This window comes from Nocardioides sp. zg-1230, assembly GCF_013155335.1.
Classification (GTDB): domain Bacteria; phylum Actinomycetota; class Actinomycetes; order Propionibacteriales; family Nocardioidaceae; genus Nocardioides.
The window spans coordinates 239,227-254,442 of the sequence record NZ_JABJQZ010000008.1 but is presented as its reverse complement, the minus strand read 5'-3'; the positions used below and the strand labels follow the sequence as shown (position 1 = coordinate 254,442).

13 protein-coding genes are annotated in these 15,216 nt (G+C 72.8%); 9 read left to right on the top strand and 4 right to left on the bottom strand.

What is annotated here, in order from left to right; translation table 11 throughout:
* The first annotated feature begins 303 nt into the window (after positions 1-303).
* From HOO61_RS20510 to proB, 5 genes are all read left to right on the top strand, one after another.
* Positions 304-3,522, top strand: coding sequence for an Rne/Rng family ribonuclease (locus tag HOO61_RS20510; protein ID WP_172259008.1), 3,219 nt, complete (start codon positions 304-306; stop codon positions 3,520-3,522).
* 187 nt (positions 3,523-3,709) lie between these two features.
* Positions 3,710-4,009: a 50S ribosomal protein L21 gene (gene rplU / locus HOO61_RS20505; RefSeq protein ID WP_056908626.1), complete on the top strand. Its 300-nt coding sequence runs from the start codon at positions 3,710-3,712 to the stop codon at positions 4,007-4,009.
* Positions 4,010-4,052: 43 nt separating this feature from the next.
* On the top strand, positions 4,053-4,307 hold the full coding sequence (gene rpmA / locus HOO61_RS20500; protein WP_056908627.1) for a 50S ribosomal protein L27: 255 nt from the start codon (positions 4,053-4,055) through the stop codon (positions 4,305-4,307).
* A gap of 162 nt (positions 4,308-4,469) precedes the next feature.
* A complete protein-coding gene (gene obgE / locus HOO61_RS20495) occupies positions 4,470-6,035 on the top strand; it encodes a GTPase ObgE (RefSeq protein ID WP_216658881.1) in 1,566 nt (521 codons plus the stop codon).
* Positions 6,025-7,158 (top strand): glutamate 5-kinase, encoded by a 1,134-nt coding sequence (gene proB / locus HOO61_RS20490; protein ID WP_172259009.1) that lies wholly within the window; start codon positions 6,025-6,027, stop codon positions 7,156-7,158. The genes obgE and proB overlap by 11 nt, the downstream gene beginning before the upstream one ends.
* On the opposite strand, the gene HOO61_RS20485 is transcribed toward proB, so the two are convergent.
* On the bottom strand, positions 7,155-7,511 hold the full coding sequence (locus HOO61_RS20485) for an HIT family protein (protein ID WP_172259010.1): 357 nt from the start codon (positions 7,509-7,511) through the stop codon (positions 7,155-7,157). The two genes, proB and HOO61_RS20485, sit on opposite strands and share 4 nt — an antisense overlap.
* Positions 7,512-7,543: 32 nt before the next feature.
* On the opposite strand from HOO61_RS20485, the gene HOO61_RS20480 reads away from it, so the two are divergent.
* Positions 7,544-8,203, top strand: a complete 660-nt coding sequence (locus HOO61_RS20480; RefSeq protein WP_172259011.1) for a hypothetical protein — start codon at positions 7,544-7,546, stop codon at positions 8,201-8,203.
* Positions 8,204-8,207: 4 nt separating this feature from the next.
* Here HOO61_RS20480 and HOO61_RS20475 read toward each other — a convergent pair whose 3' ends face one another.
* A complete protein-coding gene (locus tag HOO61_RS20475; protein WP_172259012.1) occupies positions 8,208-9,455 on the bottom strand; it encodes a hypothetical protein in 1,248 nt (415 codons plus the stop codon).
* Positions 9,456-9,528: 73 nt separating this feature from the next.
* On the opposite strand from HOO61_RS20475, the gene HOO61_RS20470 reads away from it, so the two are divergent.
* The 3 genes from HOO61_RS20470 to HOO61_RS20460 are packed head-to-tail and all read left to right on the top strand — an operon-like array spanning position 9,529 to position 12,815.
* Complete coding sequence (locus HOO61_RS20470; RefSeq protein ID WP_172259013.1) at positions 9,529-10,710, top strand: cysteine desulfurase family protein; 1,182 nt, start codon at positions 9,529-9,531, stop codon at positions 10,708-10,710.
* A gap of 15 nt (positions 10,711-10,725) precedes the next feature.
* Complete coding sequence (gene mnmA / locus HOO61_RS20465; RefSeq protein WP_172259014.1) at positions 10,726-11,829, top strand: tRNA 2-thiouridine(34) synthase MnmA; 1,104 nt, start codon at positions 10,726-10,728, stop codon at positions 11,827-11,829.
* Entirely contained in the window at positions 11,826-12,815 is a 990-nt protein-coding gene (locus HOO61_RS20460; protein ID WP_172259015.1) for a methionine synthase, read from the top strand. Before mnmA ends, HOO61_RS20460 begins: the two co-directional genes overlap by 4 nt.
* Before the next feature lie 26 nt (positions 12,816-12,841).
* Here the strand turns inward: HOO61_RS20460 and HOO61_RS20455 are convergent, their stop codons facing one another.
* Together HOO61_RS20455 and HOO61_RS20450 are read right to left on the bottom strand one after the other, a co-directional pair.
* The gene (locus HOO61_RS20455) at positions 12,842-13,480 is read right to left on the bottom strand and encodes an alpha/beta hydrolase (protein WP_367650140.1); all 639 of its coding nucleotides are present in this window, start codon (positions 13,478-13,480) and stop codon (positions 12,842-12,844) included.
* A gap of 55 nt (positions 13,481-13,535) precedes the next feature.
* Entirely contained in the window at positions 13,536-15,155 is a 1,620-nt protein-coding gene (locus HOO61_RS20450; protein WP_172259016.1) for an MFS transporter, read from the bottom strand.
* Between the last annotated feature and the right edge of the window lie 61 nt (positions 15,156-15,216).

The following is a 15,216-nucleotide window of genomic DNA, read 5'->3' as shown; positions in this document are numbered from 1 at the left end:
GTGCGATACTCGCCACGTTCGACGCCCTGACCACCGTCGGGATCCGTCGAGCCGACGACGTTCTCGCCGGCCGCACCAGCGGTCGGCACCCCGGGTGGGTGGACGTCACCGGACCGCGACGCGGCCACAGGAGTCGGTGACAGCGACTCGCGTGGCCCGGCGACCGCGGCGGGTGGCGCACCGGCCGGCCGGAGACGCACCCGCGGAGGGGGTCGCCGCCACAGAAGCTTTGCGTCCCACTGATCGCCATGCGAGAGGGGCGGACGCCGTACCGGCACCGTCACGGTGCCCGAGGAGCACCACATGCTCAGTGATGACCAGCCCGACCAGCCCGAGCGCACCGAGTCCGGGTCCGCCACTCCAGAGGCGGGGAACGAGCCGACCGCGGACACCTCGCCCGCCGCGCCCGTCGTGACACGTCGTACGCGCAAGGCACCCGCCAAGAAGGCGGCTGCCGCACCGGCCGCCGCCGCCCCCGATCCTGCTCCCGCGGCCGGCGACGCCGACGAACCCGTCGTCCGCAAGACCGCCTCCCGCCGGGCGCCTGCCAAGAAGGCGCCGGCGCGCAAGAGCGCCGCGAAGAAGGCCGCCGCGACGCCTGAGCCCGACGCCGTTGAGCCCCCCGCCGTTGAGCCCCAGGCTGCCGACGTGACCGAGGACGCCCCGGCACCCGCGAAGAAGGCGACGGCGCGCAAGTCCGCCGCGAAGTCCGCCGCGAAGGCGCCTGCCAAGAAGGCGGCCGCCAAGCGGACCAGCGCCAAGAAGGCCGCCGCAGCACCCCAGCCGGAGGTCGCGGAGACCGCTCCGGCCCCCGAGTCCGACGCCGGTCACGCGGTGCTGTTCCAGGCCCCGGTCGTCACCACGACCACTCGCCGCACGCGCAAGAAGCCCGCGGCCGCCCCGGTCGAGGCCCCGGTCGAGGCCCCGGTCGAGGCCGACGAGGCCGACGAGGCCGACGAGGCGGCCTCGGAGACTCCGGCACCCGCCAAGAAGGCCGCGGCGAAGAAGTCGGCGGCGAAGAAGTCCGCCGCCGAGAAGCCTGCCAAGAAGTCCGGCCGGAAGGCCGCCCAGACGTCCGTCGCCGAGACGACCGACGCGACGGACTCCGAGGAGGACGAGGACGGCACCGCTCTCGTCGCCGACACCTCCGAGGCCCCGGACGCCGACGCCCCCGACACCTCGGAGTCGGAGGACTCCGACGGCGAGGGGGAGGGCGGCTCCGGTCGCCGTCGTCGCCGCCGCGGCGGTCGTCGTCGCCGCAAGTCCGGTGAGGGCGGCGAGGGGGAGGGCGACTCCGACACCGGGTCCGCCGACACCTCCGACGACACCGCGGAGGCCTCGACCTCCGGCCCGACGGACGGCGACTCCCAGGCGTCCGACGGCAACGGCGAGGGTTCCTCGCGCCGTCGCCGCCGTCGTCGCCGCGCCGGCGAGGAGGGCTCGTCCGACGACGGCGACCCCAACACCGTCACGCGGGTGCGCAAGACGCGCTCCGCCGAGGACCAGATCACCTCGGTCCAGGGCTCCACCCGCCTCGAGGCCAAGAAGCAGCGCCGCCGCGAGGGCCGCGAGGCCGGCCGTCGCCGGGCGCCGATCGTCAGCGAGGCCGAGTTCCTCGCCCGCCGCGAGGCGGTCGAGCGGGTGATGGTCATCCGCCAGCGCAAGGACCTCACGCAGATCGGCGTGCTCGAGGACAAGGTCCTCGTGGAGCACTACGTCGCACGCAAGTCCCAGACCTCCCTCATCGGAAACGTCTACCTCGGCCGCGTGCAGAACGTGCTCCCCTCGATGGAGGCCGCCTTCATCGACATCGGCAAGGGCCGCAACGCGGTCCTCTACGCCGGTGAGGTCAACTGGCAGTCGCTCGGCCACAAGGAGGGGCAACCGCGCAAGATCGAGTCGGTGCTCTCCAGCGGTCAGATGGTCCTCGTGCAGGTCACCAAGGACCCGGTCGGCCACAAGGGCGCCCGCCTGACCAGCCAGGTCAGCCTCGCCGGACGCTTCCTCGTCTACGTCCCGGACGGCACCACGTCCGGGATCTCCCGCAAGCTGCCCGACACCGAGCGCAGTCGCCTCAAGACGCTCCTCAAGCAGATCGTCCCCGACACCGCAGGCGTCATCGTGCGCACCGCGGCGGAGGGTGCCAGCGAGGAGGAGCTGACGCGCGATGTCGAGCGCCTCAAGGCTCGCTGGGAGGACATCGAGAAGAAGGCGACCCACAAGGGCTCCGGCCCGCAGCTGCTCTACGGCGAGCCCGACCTGACCCTGAAGGTCGTGCGCGACCTGTTCACCGAGGACTTCGCCAAGCTCGTCATCGAGGGTGACGACGCCTGGGAGACCGTCCGCGGGTACGTCGACTCGGTCGCTCCCGACCTCGGCGAGCGCCTCGAGAAGTTCGAGCGCGGCGCGACCGGCGGCGACGTCTTCGCGACCTACCGCATCGAGGAGCAGATCCAGAAGGGGCTGGACCGCAAGGTCTGGCTGCCCTCGGGAGGCTCGCTCATCATCGACCGCACCGAGGCGATGACCGTCGTCGACGTCAACACCGGCAAGTTCACCGGGTCCGGGGGCAACCTCGAGGAGACGGTCACGAAGAACAACCTCGAGGCGGCCGAGGAGATCGTGCGTCAGCTCCGGCTGCGCGACATCGGCGGCATCATCGTCGTCGACTTCATCGACATGGTGCTCGAGTCGAACCGCGACCTCGTGGTCCGCCGCCTCGTCGAGTGCCTCGGTCGCGATCGCACCCGGCACCAGGTCGCCGAGGTGACCTCGCTCGGCCTCGTCCAGATGACTCGCAAGCGCATCGGCACCGGGCTCGTGGAGGCGTTCAGCGAGAACTGCGAGCACTGCCACGGCCGCGGCGTGGTCATCAAGGACCAGCCGGTCGACCCCGACGCACGACCCGACGACGGCGAGGGCCGTCGGGGGAGCCGCAGGCGCGGTCGCCGCGGTGCGGGCAACGAGGAGCCCGGCACCGGCAACGAGGGCGGCAACGCCAAGGTTGCCGAGCCGCACCACGCCCCGTCGCACGCCCCGTCGCCCAAGGACGTCGCCGCGATGGCACGGGCCGACCGGGCGGCCGAGGAGGCGTCGAGCGAGGCTCCCGCCGAGGCGACGCCTGAGGCTCCGGCCGCGACGACCTCTGAGGCGCAGGTCGAGGCTCCGGCTGAGGCGGCGCCCGAGGCTCCGGTCGAGGCGGCGCCCGAGGCTCCGGTCGAGGCGGCGCCCGAAGCTCCGGCCGAGACGACGCCCGAGGCTCCCTCGATCGAGCCCGAGAAGCCGAAGGTGGTCACGCGCACGCGTCGCCGCTCGGCCAGCCGTCCCGCCGGCCCGCCGTCGGGCGTGGGCACCGTGCCGGCCACGGGCGTGGTCGAGCCCGGGACCGCGGGCCTCGAGGCCGGGGCCGGCACGCCGGCGGTCGACGGAGCTGCTCCGGACGACACGTCGTCCGGCGGTCCGGGCGAGGCCCCGGTCGTCGAGCACGTCCCGATCAAGAAGAAGGGCTCACGCAAGCGCTGAGCCCGCGGGAGAGGGTGGCCGACCTCGTTTTGCCCGGTCGGCACCCGATCCCGTAGTCTTGACCCTCGGTGTTCGACGCACCGATTCTGCGCGCCCGCCACGCGGCGTACTCGCCCGACCAGGCGGTGTCGTGCGCAGTCCCGAATGTTTTCTTACCTGTAGTTCGTATCGAGGAGAGTGACTCGCCGTGTACGCAGTCGTGCGCAGTGGCAGCAAGCAGCAGAAGGTTGCCGTTGGCGACGTCATCGAGATCGACGCGATGGCCGCCGCGGGCGACACCCTCACCCTTCCCGTGGTGATGGTGGTCGACGGCGACAAGGTGACCGCGACCGGCCTGGACAAGGCGAGCGTGACCGTCGAGGTGACCGGCCGCACCAAGGGCCCGAAGATCATCATCCAGAAGTACAAGAACAAGACCGGCTACAAGAAGCGCCAGGGTCACCGCCAGAAGTACACCCAGGTCAAGGTCACCGACATCTCCCTCTGAGCACTCGCTCGAGGTCGACTCTTCATTCCCAAAGGACTGGACAATGGCTCACAAGAAGGGTGCTGCGAGCACCAAGAACGGTCGTGACTCCAACGCGCAGCGCCTCGGCGTGAAGCGCTTCGGCGGCCAGGTCGTCGGCGCCGGCGAGATCATCGTCCGCCAGCGCGGCACGCACTTCCACCCGGGCACCGGCGTGGGTCGCGGCGGCGACGACACCCTCTTCGCCCTGCAGGCCGGCGCCGTCGAGTTCGGCACCCGCCGCGGTCGCAAGGTCGTCAACATCACGCCCGTCGACTGAGCTCGCGAAGTCGACACACGGGCGGGAGATTGAGGAGAGCTCGGCTCAGGTCCGAGCTTGCGAGGAGCTGAGCGACTCGTCTCGAGATCCGCCTCATCACCACTGGGCGTCCCTTCTGGGGCGCCTTTTGTGGTTTCAGCACCACCAACAGCAAGGAATCCCATGGCCATCCCCACGTTCGTCGACCAGGCCACGCTGCACCTCGCGGCGGGCCGCGGCGGCAACGGCGTCGCCTCGGTCAAGAGGGAGAAGTTCAAGCCCCTCGGCGGCCCCGACGGCGGCAACGGCGGCCAGGGCGGGTCGATCATCCTGCAGGTGGACACCAGCGTCACCACCCTCGTCGACTACCACCACAGCCCCAAGCGCCGTGCGGAGAACGGCGGTCAGGGCGCCGGTGACCACAAGAACGGCGGCAACGGCAAGGACCTGGTCCTGACCGTCCCCGACGGCACCCTGGTCAAGGACGCCGACGGCCACGTGCTCGCCGACCTCGTCGGGCACGGGACGACCCTCGTCGTCGCCCAGGGCGGCCGCGGTGGTCTCGGCAACGCCGCCCTCGCCTCCTCCAAGCGCAAGGCGCCCGGCTTCGCCCTCCTGGGTGAGCCCGGGGACGAGCTCGTCGTACGCCTCGAGCTGAAGGTCGTCGCCGACATCGGCCTCGTCGGCTTCCCGAGCGCGGGCAAGTCGTCGCTGATCGCCGCGATCTCGCGGGCCCGGCCCAAGATCGCCGACTACCCCTTCACCACCCTCATCCCCAACCTCGGCGTCGTCACCGCGGGCGAGACCACCTTCGTGGTCGCCGACGTGCCCGGCCTGATCGAGGGTGCGGCCGAGGGCCGCGGTCTCGGCCACGACTTCCTGCGCCACATCGAGCGCTGCTCCGCGCTGGTGCACGTCATCGACACCGCCTCCATCGAGCCCGGGCGCAACCCGCTCGACGACCTCGACGTGATCGAGGGCGAGCTCGCCCGCTACGGCGGCCTCGAGGACCGGCCCCGGCTGGTGGCCCTCAACAAGGTCGACGTCCCCGACGGCCAGGACATCGCGGACATGGTGGTCGAGGAGCTGCGCGGTCGCGGCCTGCGGGTCTTCGAGGTCAGCGCCGCCTCCGGAGCCGGGCTGCGCGAGCTCACCTTCGCGATGGCCGAGATCGTCGAGGCATCGCGGGAGGCCGCGCCGGCGGCCGAGGCGGAGCGCATCGTGCTGCGGCCCCGGCCCGTCGACGGCGGCGACGACTTCACGGTCGTCGCGACCGACGAGGGGTGGCGGGTGCGCGGCACCAAGCCCGAGCGCTGGGTGCGCCAGACCGACTTCAGCAACGAGGAGGCCGTGGGCTTCCTGGCCGACCGCCTCAACCGCCTGGGCGTCGAGCTCAAGCTCGCGAAGATGGGCGCCCAGGAGGGCGACGCGGTCCTGATCGGCCCCGACGACAACTCGGTGGTCTTCGACTTCAAGCCCAGCATCGAGGCCGGTGCCGAGATGCTCGGCCGACGCGGTGAGGACGAGCGGTTCCGCGAGGACCGGCCGGCCCGCGACCGGCGTCGCGACATCGCCGAGGCGATGGAGACCAAGTCGGAGGAGGAGGCCCGCGCCGACGTGGCCCGCCGTCTCGACGAGGAGCGCCGGACGAAGGGCCCCAACCGCAGCTCCGGCAGCTCCGGCGTCGGTCCGATGGCCTACGAGATCGGCAGCAAGGACGACCCCGACTGGGACGGCAGTGACGACTGACCGCTCGGCCACGCGAGGGAGCCTGGTCGACGGTGCCCGTCGCATCGTCGTCAAGGTCGGCTCGTCGTCGTTGACCACCGCCGCCGGGGGGATCGACCCGGCACGCGTACGGCAGCTGGTGGAGGTGCTCGCCGCCGCCCGCGGAGGCGGAGCCGAGGTGGTGCTCGTGTCGTCGGGGGCCATCGCTGCGGGACTCGCCCCCCTCGGGCTGAAGCGTCGCCCCCGTGGTCTCGCCGCCCAGCAGGCCGCCGCGTCGGTGGGACAGGGGCTGCTCGCGCACCGCTACCAGGAGGAGTTCGCCCGGCACGGCATCGTCACGGGCCAGGTGCTGCTCACCGTCGACGACGTCACCCGGCGCGCGCACTACCGCAACGCCCACCAGACCTTCGCCAAGCTGCTCGAGCTCGGTGTCGTGCCGATCGTCAACGAGAACGACACGGTCGCGACGTCGGAGATCCGCTTCGGTGACAACGACCGGCTGGCGGCGCTCGTCGCCCACCTCGTGCACGCCGACCTGCTGGTGCTGCTCTCCGACGTCGACGGCCTCTACGACGGCCCGCCGTCGCGCCCCGGCGCACAGCTGGTCCCGGTGGTGAGCTCCGAGGACGACCTCGAGGCGGTGACCGTGGGGTCGGCCGGTGCCGCCGGTGTCGGTACCGGCGGGATGACCACCAAGGTCGACGCGGCCCGGATCGCGACCGGTGCCGGCATCGACGTCGTGCTGACCTCCGCCGACCAGGCCGCGGCCGCGCTGTCCGGCGCGGACGTCGGCACCCACTTCGAGGCGACCGGCAAGCGCCGCCCCACCCGGCTGCTGTGGCTGGCGCACGCCACGTCGGGTCAGGGCACGCTGTCGCTCGACGAGGGGGCTGTCCGCGCGATCGTCGAGCGCCGCGCCTCGCTGCTCCCGGCCGGCATCACCGCCGTGGGCGGGGCGTTCGTCGCCGGTGACGCGGTCGACCTGGTCGACCCCGACGGCACGGTGGTGGGCCGCGGACTCGTGAACTTCGACGCCGACGAGCTGCCTGCCCTCCTCGGCCGCTCGACCCGGGAGCTGAAGCACGCGCTGGGGACGGCGTACGAGCGCGAGGTCATCCATCGCGACGACCTCGTCGTGCTCTAGGGCGGCGGGCGCTCAGCCGAAGACGCGGGGCAGTTCGAGCACGGCGGCGAGGCGCTCGGCGTACGGCGTGCGCTGGGCGGGCGTGACCCATCGCGCATCGCGACGGCCACCTGCTGCGTGAGGTCCCACACGGCGTGACCGGCCTCGGTGGGGATGCCGTAGAGGTTCTCGTGGTGCGCGCGCGGGATCACCAGCACGGCGCCGTCGTTGGCCGGCCACCACTTCGGGGAGATCCGGGCGTAGGCGTGCTCCGTCACGGCCACCACGTCGGCGGGCCGGTTGCGCTCGTCGTGCACGCCACGCTGGATGAGGCAGAAGGGACAGTCGTAGCCGGCGCGCTCGTGGGTGCGCACGGCCGACACCCTCCCACGGGTAGCGTCGGCGCATGGCCGACCAGCGCGAGCCCCTTCACCGGACTCCCGAGGAGGTGGCCGAGGACGAGCACTTCTACCGCTGGTACGGGGCGTGGGCACCGCTGGACCCGGACGGCCTGATCCGCTTCATGGCGGGCTTCGACCGGCCGTGGTGGATCGTCGGCGGCTGGTCCGTGGAGGCGTTCACCGGCCACGCCCGCGAGCACGAGGACGTGGACCTCTCGATCCTCGCCTGCGACCTCACCGCCTTCCGCGAGCACGTCGGGGACGACTGGAACCTGTGGAGCAACCACGGCGGCACACTTCGGCCCTTCAACGACCGCCACCGCGAGGTGCTCGACGTCCGGAGCCAGGTCTGGGTCCGGCGCAGTGCCGCTGACCCGTGGATCATCGACCTCGTCATCACGCCCGACCAGGACGGTCTCTGGACGAGCAAGCGCGATCCCGACCACGTGGCCCCGGTCGACGACGTGACCTGGGTGGCCGGCGACGGCGTGCGCTACCTGCGTCCCGAGGTCACCCTGCTCTACAAGGCCGCGCTGCACCGGCCCAAGGACGACCGGGACCTCGAGGTGACGTGGCCGCTCCTGGACCCGGCGCCGCGCGAGTGGCTGCGCGCGTCCGTGGGCCGGCTCTACCCCGGGCACCCCTGGCTGTCGCGGATGGCCTGAGGCCTCAGGCGGCCCTCGCCCAGGCGAGCGCCTGCGCGCTGAGCTCCGTGGTCGAGAGCCCGAGCTCGCGGCGCACGACGCCCTCGGTCTGGGACCAGGAGAAGATGCGGGCCGTGCGGAAGGTGCGGACGAGGTCCCACAGCGCGGCCTCGCCCCTCGTAGTGGCGACGTAGTCGCACACGACCGCCGCCAGGTTGTAGCTGAGGGTGGGGTCGTCCCGGTAGAAGCTCCTGGTCGGCTCGAGCGTGCGTGCGGACGCGGTGCCGAGCTGGTGGGCGGCGATCCGGCGACGCTCGTCGACGGGCACGGTCGAGCGGGCGACGTACTCCGCGACGCCCTCCATCAACCAGACCGGGGAGCGGTCGTCGGTGGGTCCCAGCGCGACGTGCGCCAGCTCGTGGCGGAACACGAGGCCGCGCGCGAGGACGTCACCGACGACGGTCGGGTTGACGGCGAACCGGTAGGCGGCGACCGGGCCGTCGGGGCGCGCCAGCACCGGGAACGCCACGCCGGCGGTCTGGTCGACGGACATGCCGCTCATCTCGGCGATGGCGGTGGTGTCGGAGGTGCCGTACGCGACGTAGCGCCCCGGCCAGTCCGGGAAGTGACGCCTGACGACCGCCGTCGCGTTGGCGAGGTCGGACATGACATAGCTGGCGTGCTCGCTGGTGTCCTCGTCGAAGACCGCGAGGATTCCTCCGGAGCGGCGCACCTCGATGTGGGCGAGGTCCCACGGAGCCGGGATCCACCCGTTCACCAGGTCGACCTGCTCGTCGCGGTCGCCGGCGAGGAGCACGTGGTCGTCGCTGTGCACGAACGTCCACACCATCTTGTCGGTGACGGGGCGGCTGTCGAAGCCGCGCAGCCGCATCGTGAAGTCGACGGGGAGCCGCAGCTCGCCGTCGTCGAAGTCGTCGGCCAGGGCGTCCTCGTCGCCGAGCTCGAAGGACACGTCCCCCACGGGGAGTCGGGCGAGGTTGTCGAACCATCGCGCCTGGGTCGCGGAGAAGGTGAGCTCGTCAGGGTCGACGGTGGCGAGGAACGCCTCCCGGTCGCCTTCCGCCAGCGCCCGCTCGCGCTCGTCCACGAGTGCGAGGGCCTCCGCGCGGAGCGTCTCGTCCGTCGCGGCCGGTGCCGCGGACCGCGCAGGGCCGCCATCTGCGGGGGAGTCGGCAGCCGGTTGGCCGCCCGCCTCGCACGCGAGGGTGGGCACCAGCAGGAGGCAGGCGAGCCAGGCCCGGGGAGCGCGCACGGGGCGAGCCTAGGTGTGAACGTGGCCACGCGGGGCGGGTTGGCGCAGCCCGGCCCCGTAGGCTTGGCAGGTCATGACCCGTCCGCTCGTCTACCTCGATCACGCCGCGACCACGCCGATGCTGCCGGTCGCGATCGAGGCGATGACGCGCCAGCTCACTGGCGTCGGCAACGCCAGCTCGCTGCACGCGTCGGGCCGCGGCGCCCGGCGGGTGGTCGAGGAGTCCCGCGAGACCATCGCTGGCGTGATCGGCGCCCGGCCGGGCGACGTCGTCTTCACCTCCGGAGGCACGGAGTCCGACAACCTCGCGCTGAAGGGGATCTTCTGGGCCCGGCGCGCCGAGGACCCCCGTCGTACGCGCATCCTCTCCACCGCCGTCGAGCACCACGCGGTGCTCGACCCGCTCCACTGGCTGGCCGAGTACGACCACGCCGAGGTGGAGCTGCTGCCCGTGTCGTCCGAGGGCGTCCTCGACGTCGGCGCCCTCCGGGAGTCCGTCGCCCGCGACCCCGGATCCGTCGCGCTGGTGTCGGTGATGTGGGCCAACAACGAGGTCGGCTCGCTGCAGCCGATCGACGAGGTGGTCGCGATCGCCGCCGAGCACGGGATCCCCGTCCACACCGACGCCGTGCAGGCGCTCGGGCAGGTGCCCGTCGACTTCGCCGCCTCGGGCGTCGACGCGCTGACCTTCACCGGCCACAAGGTCGGCGGCCCCTACGGTGTGGGGGCGCTCGTCGTACGACGCGACCTGCCCGTCAGCGCACTCGTGCACGGCGGTGGCCAGGAGCGCGACATCCGCAGTGGCACGCTCGACGTGCCCGCGATCGCCAGCCTCGCCGCGGCCGTCGAGGAGTCGGTGAAGCACCAGCACGAGCACGCGGTGCGGGTCGCCGCGCTGCGCGACGACCTGGTGCGCCGCGTCATCGAGGCCGTGCCGGACGCCCACCTGCACGGCGCGCCGGCGGGACCTCGGCGGCTCCCCGGCAACGCCCACATCGGGTTCCCCGGCTGCGAGGGCGACTCCCTGCTGATGCTGCTCGACGCCCGCGGCATCGAGTGCTCCACCGGCTCGGCCTGCTCCGCCGGCGTCCCGCAGCCGTCCCACGTGCTGCTCGCGATGGGCTGCGACCCTGACCAGGCGAGGCACTCGCTCCGCTTCTCGCTCGGCCACACCACGACCCCGGCCGACGTCGATGCCGTCGTCGAGGCCATCGGTCCGGTCGTGGAGCGTGCCCGGGCCGCCCGGGCGCGCTGAGGGGTTGGGTCGGGGATGAAGGTCGTCGCCGCCATGTCGGGCGGGGTGGACTCCGCCGTCGCCGCCGCGCGCGCCGTCGAGGCCGGGCACGACGTGACCGGCGTGCACCTTGCGCTGAGCCGCAACCCGGCGTCGTACCGCTCCGGGGCGCGGGGGTGCTGCACGATCGAGGACAGCAACGACGCGCGCCGCGCGGCCGACGTCATCGGCATCCCGTTCTACGTCTGGGACCTCTCCGACCGCTTCCACGAGGACGTCGTGGAGGACTTCATGGACGAGTACGCCGCCGGGCGCACGCCCAACCCGTGCCTGCGGTGCAACGAGAAGATCAAGTTCGCCGCCGTTCTCGACCGGGCCCTCGCGCTCGGCTTCGACGCGGTCGCGACCGGGCACTACGCGCAGCTGCGCACCGGGGCCGACGGCCTCATCGAGATGCACCGCGCCACCGACCACGCCAAGGACCAGTCCTACGTCCTCGGCGTCCTCGACCAGGAGCAGCTGCGACACTCGCTCTTCCCTCTCGGTGACACCGACAAGCCGACCGTGCGCCGCGAGGCCGAGGCACGCGGCCTGCTGGTGGCCGACAAGCCCGACTCGCACGACATCTGCTTCGTCGCCGACGGCGACAACGCCGGCTGGCTGCGCGAGAAGCTCGGCGACCGCGCTCCCAACCACGGCGGGGACATCGTCGACGCGACGACGGGGGAGACGGTCGGCAGCCACACCGGCACCTACGGCTTCACCATCGGTCAGCGCCGCGGCCTCCGGCTCGGCGTGCCCGCGGCCGACGGCAAGCCGCGGTTCGTGCTCGACATCGAGCCGGTCAGCGGCACCGTCACCGTCGGTCCGCGCGAGCGCCTGGCAGTGGACCACGTGGCCGGGGTGCGCCCGCGCTGGTGCGGCACGGTCCCGGAGCGGGTCGAGGGCACCGTGCAGCTGCGTGCTCACGGCGCCGAGCACCGGGCGGTCGTCGTCGTCTCCGGCGACCGCGTGGAGATCGACCTCCTCGACCCGGCCGAGGGCATCGCGCCCGGTCAGGCCGCGGTGATCTACGACGGCACCCGCGTCGTCGGCTCAGCCACCATCGCCTCCACGCGTGCGGTCGGGGCCCCCGCATGACGCGTGCCACCGGCGTCGGCTCGATGCCCGGAGACTCCGACCGCGCCCACGCAGAGGCGACCCGCCTCGTCCTGGGCGAGCTGCCCGACCTGCCGCACGTGCCGGAGGTGCCGGGCCGCGGTGTCACGGCCGCGATGACCGGGCGCGGTCTTGCGGTCGTCGAGGGCCTCGGTGCCGACCTGCAGCCCGCCGGGTGGCGGCTCACCGACGCCAGTGGGATCGACCACCGTCGTGCGCGCTCGCTGCTCGCGCAGGACCTCGACACGGTCGAGGAGCTGGCCCAGGACTACGAGGGGGCGTTCAAGACCCAGGTCATCGGACCGTGGACGCTGGCGGCGACGGTCGAGAAGCCGCGAGGTGACAAGGTGCTCGCCGACCACGGCGCGCGCCGGGAGCTCGCCCAGGCCCTCGCCGAGGGCGTGCGCACCCACCTCGCCGACCTGCGTCGGCGGATCCGCGGTGCCGACCGCTGGATCGTGCAGCTCGACGAGCCGGCGCTGGCCGCGGTCGTGGCCGGGCAGGTGCCGACCGCCAGCGGCTACGGCCGGCACCGCAGCGTCGACCTCCCCGAGGCCGCGGCGCACCTGGAGTGGGTGGTCTCCGCCATCGCTGACGGCGGCGGCGAGGCGTGGGTGCACTCGTGCGCCCCGCAGACGCCGTGGTCGCTCGTCGCGGGGACCGGGGTGCACGGGCTCTCCGCCGACCTCGACATGCTCGGCCCGGCCGACCTCGACACCTTTGCGGAGGCGCTGGAGTCGGGCCGCACCGCCGCGCTCGGCGTCGTACCGTCCACCGCGCCGGCCGGCGACGCCTCCGACGTGCGCACCACGGAGCGGGTGCAGCGCTGGCTCGACATGCTCGGCCTGGATCCCGACGGCGTCGGTGACCAGCTGGTCATCACGCCGACCTGCGGCCTCGCCGGGGCGACGGCGGACTGGGCGGGTCGGGCCGTACGCCTCTCGGCGAGCGTGGCGCGCAACCTCTGACCGGCCAGCGGCCGGTTAGAGGCCGGTCAGCGCTCGGCGCGCGGGACCCGGGCGGCGAGCACCTCGAGTACGGAGGTCAGCGCGACGTCGTGCCAGCGCCGGGACCCGGCCAGCATGTAGTGGCCGAGGCCGCCCATGTCGTGGAGCTCGACGCTGTCGGCGACGCTGCGCGCACGGTCGACGTAGCGGGTGGTCTCGCGGAACGACGTGATGCGGTCGCGGCGCCCGTGGGCGGCCCGGAGCGCGCGACCCGCCAGGGTGGCGACGGGGTCGTCGGCCGACCACCACGGGGCCAGACCGACCACCCCTACGACCGACGGGTCGTCGGCCGCGTGCACCGCCACCCGGGCACCCATCGAGTGTCCCAGGAGCACGACGGGCACGTCGCCGTGCGCGGACCGAAGCTCCTCGAGCGCCCACCGGGCGTCGGCCACCGGGCCGGCGCCGCCGTTCCACCCGCGCACCCGGTAGCGCGCCAGCCACACGCCGACGCCCGCCTCGTGCGCCTGGGGCGTGATCGCACGCTGCAGCCACGCGGCCCGGCGCCACGACGCGCTGGTCGTGCCGATGACCCGGTCCGACCGGGGCTTGCCCCCGTGGAGGACCAGGACCATCGCACGCGGCTCGCCCGGGACGTCGGCCGTCGTCAGGAGGGGATCGCTCACAACCCTCCTTCGAGGCGGCGGCGACGTCGGATGGGCGATCGGGCCGGACGCCCGATCAGTGGACCCCGACCCCTTCCGGCGCGGACTCCGACGCCAGCTCCTCGTGCTTGACGTCGAGGAACAGCCAGACGAGCACCGAGGCGGCGATCATCATCAGCGAGCCGACGAAGAAGGCCATCGTGGCGCCCTCGGTGAACGAGCCGAGCGAGGCCAGCTGGCCGACAGCCGCCTGGTCGAGCTGCGGTGCGGCTGCCGCGATCGAGGGCGCGATCTCGTCGGCCCGTGTCTGTGCGAAGTGCAGCGACACCGTGCTGAGCGTCGCAAGCCCCAGCGCGCCGCCCACCTGCTGCATCGTGTTGAGCACGCCCGAGCCGATGCCGGTGTCCTGCGCACGCAAGTGGTGCACGGCGACGAGGGTGAGGGGGACGAAGTTGAGCCCCATGCCGAAGGCCATCAGCACGACGAACGGCAGGATCTGGGTCCAGTAGCTGACGCCGTCACCGAGGGCGACGCCCTGCCCGCCCAGGGCGGTCGGCATCGAGGCGAGGATGGATGCCGGGTCCTCCGGGACGGTGATCCGGCTGAAGCCGTAGAGCGCGACCGCCGAGAGCAGCGTGCCGACCCCGGACAGGAAGCGCGGGTCGACGTGGCTGATCAACCGGGAGGCGGCGGTGGCCGAGATGATCATCGCGATCGAGAACGGCAGGAACGCCACGCCGGTGGTGAGCGGGGAGTAGCCCACGACGAGCTGGATGAAGAGCGAGAGGAAGAAGAACATCGCGAACATCGCCGCCGGCACGATCATCATCACGGCGAAGGCGGTCGCACGGTTCTTGCTGCGGAAGATGCGGAAGGGCATCAGCGGGTGCTCGGCACGGGACTCCACGAGCAGGAAGATGCCGAGGAGCGCCACGCCGATGACGAGGCTGGCGACCGTGGTGGTGTCGCCCCAGCCATAGCGCTCGTCGCCCGCGCGGGACAGGCCGTAGACGATCGCGAGGAGGGCACCGGTGCCGGTGATCGCGCCCGGGATGTCGAGCCACCCGGTGTGGCGCTCGGACTCGTCGAAGAAGCGCGGGGCGAAGAAGGCCGCGGCCAGCCCGATGGGGACGACGATGAGGAACGTGTAGCGCCAGCCCTCGAGGCCGAGGATCGGGTCGAGCCCGGTCAGCCAGCCGCCGAGGATCAGCCCCACGGCCGCACCGACGCCCGCCATGGCGGCGTACACCGCGAAGGCGCGGTTGCGCTCGCGCCCGGCCGGGAACGTGGTGGTGATGAGGGCGAGCGCGGCCGGCGAGGCCAGGGCGGCGCCGAGGCCCTGGAGGCCGCGGGCGCCGAGCAGCATGACCTCGTTCTGGGCGAAGCCGCCGACGAGCGAGGCGAAGGCGAACAGCAGCACGCCGACCATGAAGATGCGACGGCGGCCGTAGAGGTCGGCGAGGCGGCCCCCGAGCAGCAGGAAGCCGCCGAAGGTCAGGGCGTAGCCCGTGACGATCCACTGCAGGTTGGCCTGGTCGATGTCGAGGTCCGTGCCGATGTAGGGAAGGGCGATGTTGGCGATGGTGCTGTCGAGCACCACCATCAGCTGCGCGAGCGAGATGAGCACGAGCGCCCAGCGCAAGCGCTTGTGCTGCTCGGGGGTCACCTCGTCGGCAACCAGCGTGCTGTCGGTCATGGAGCGTCCTTCGTGGATGGTGGTGCAGGTCGAGTGGAGCAGAGGGGTCCGACAGCGGTCG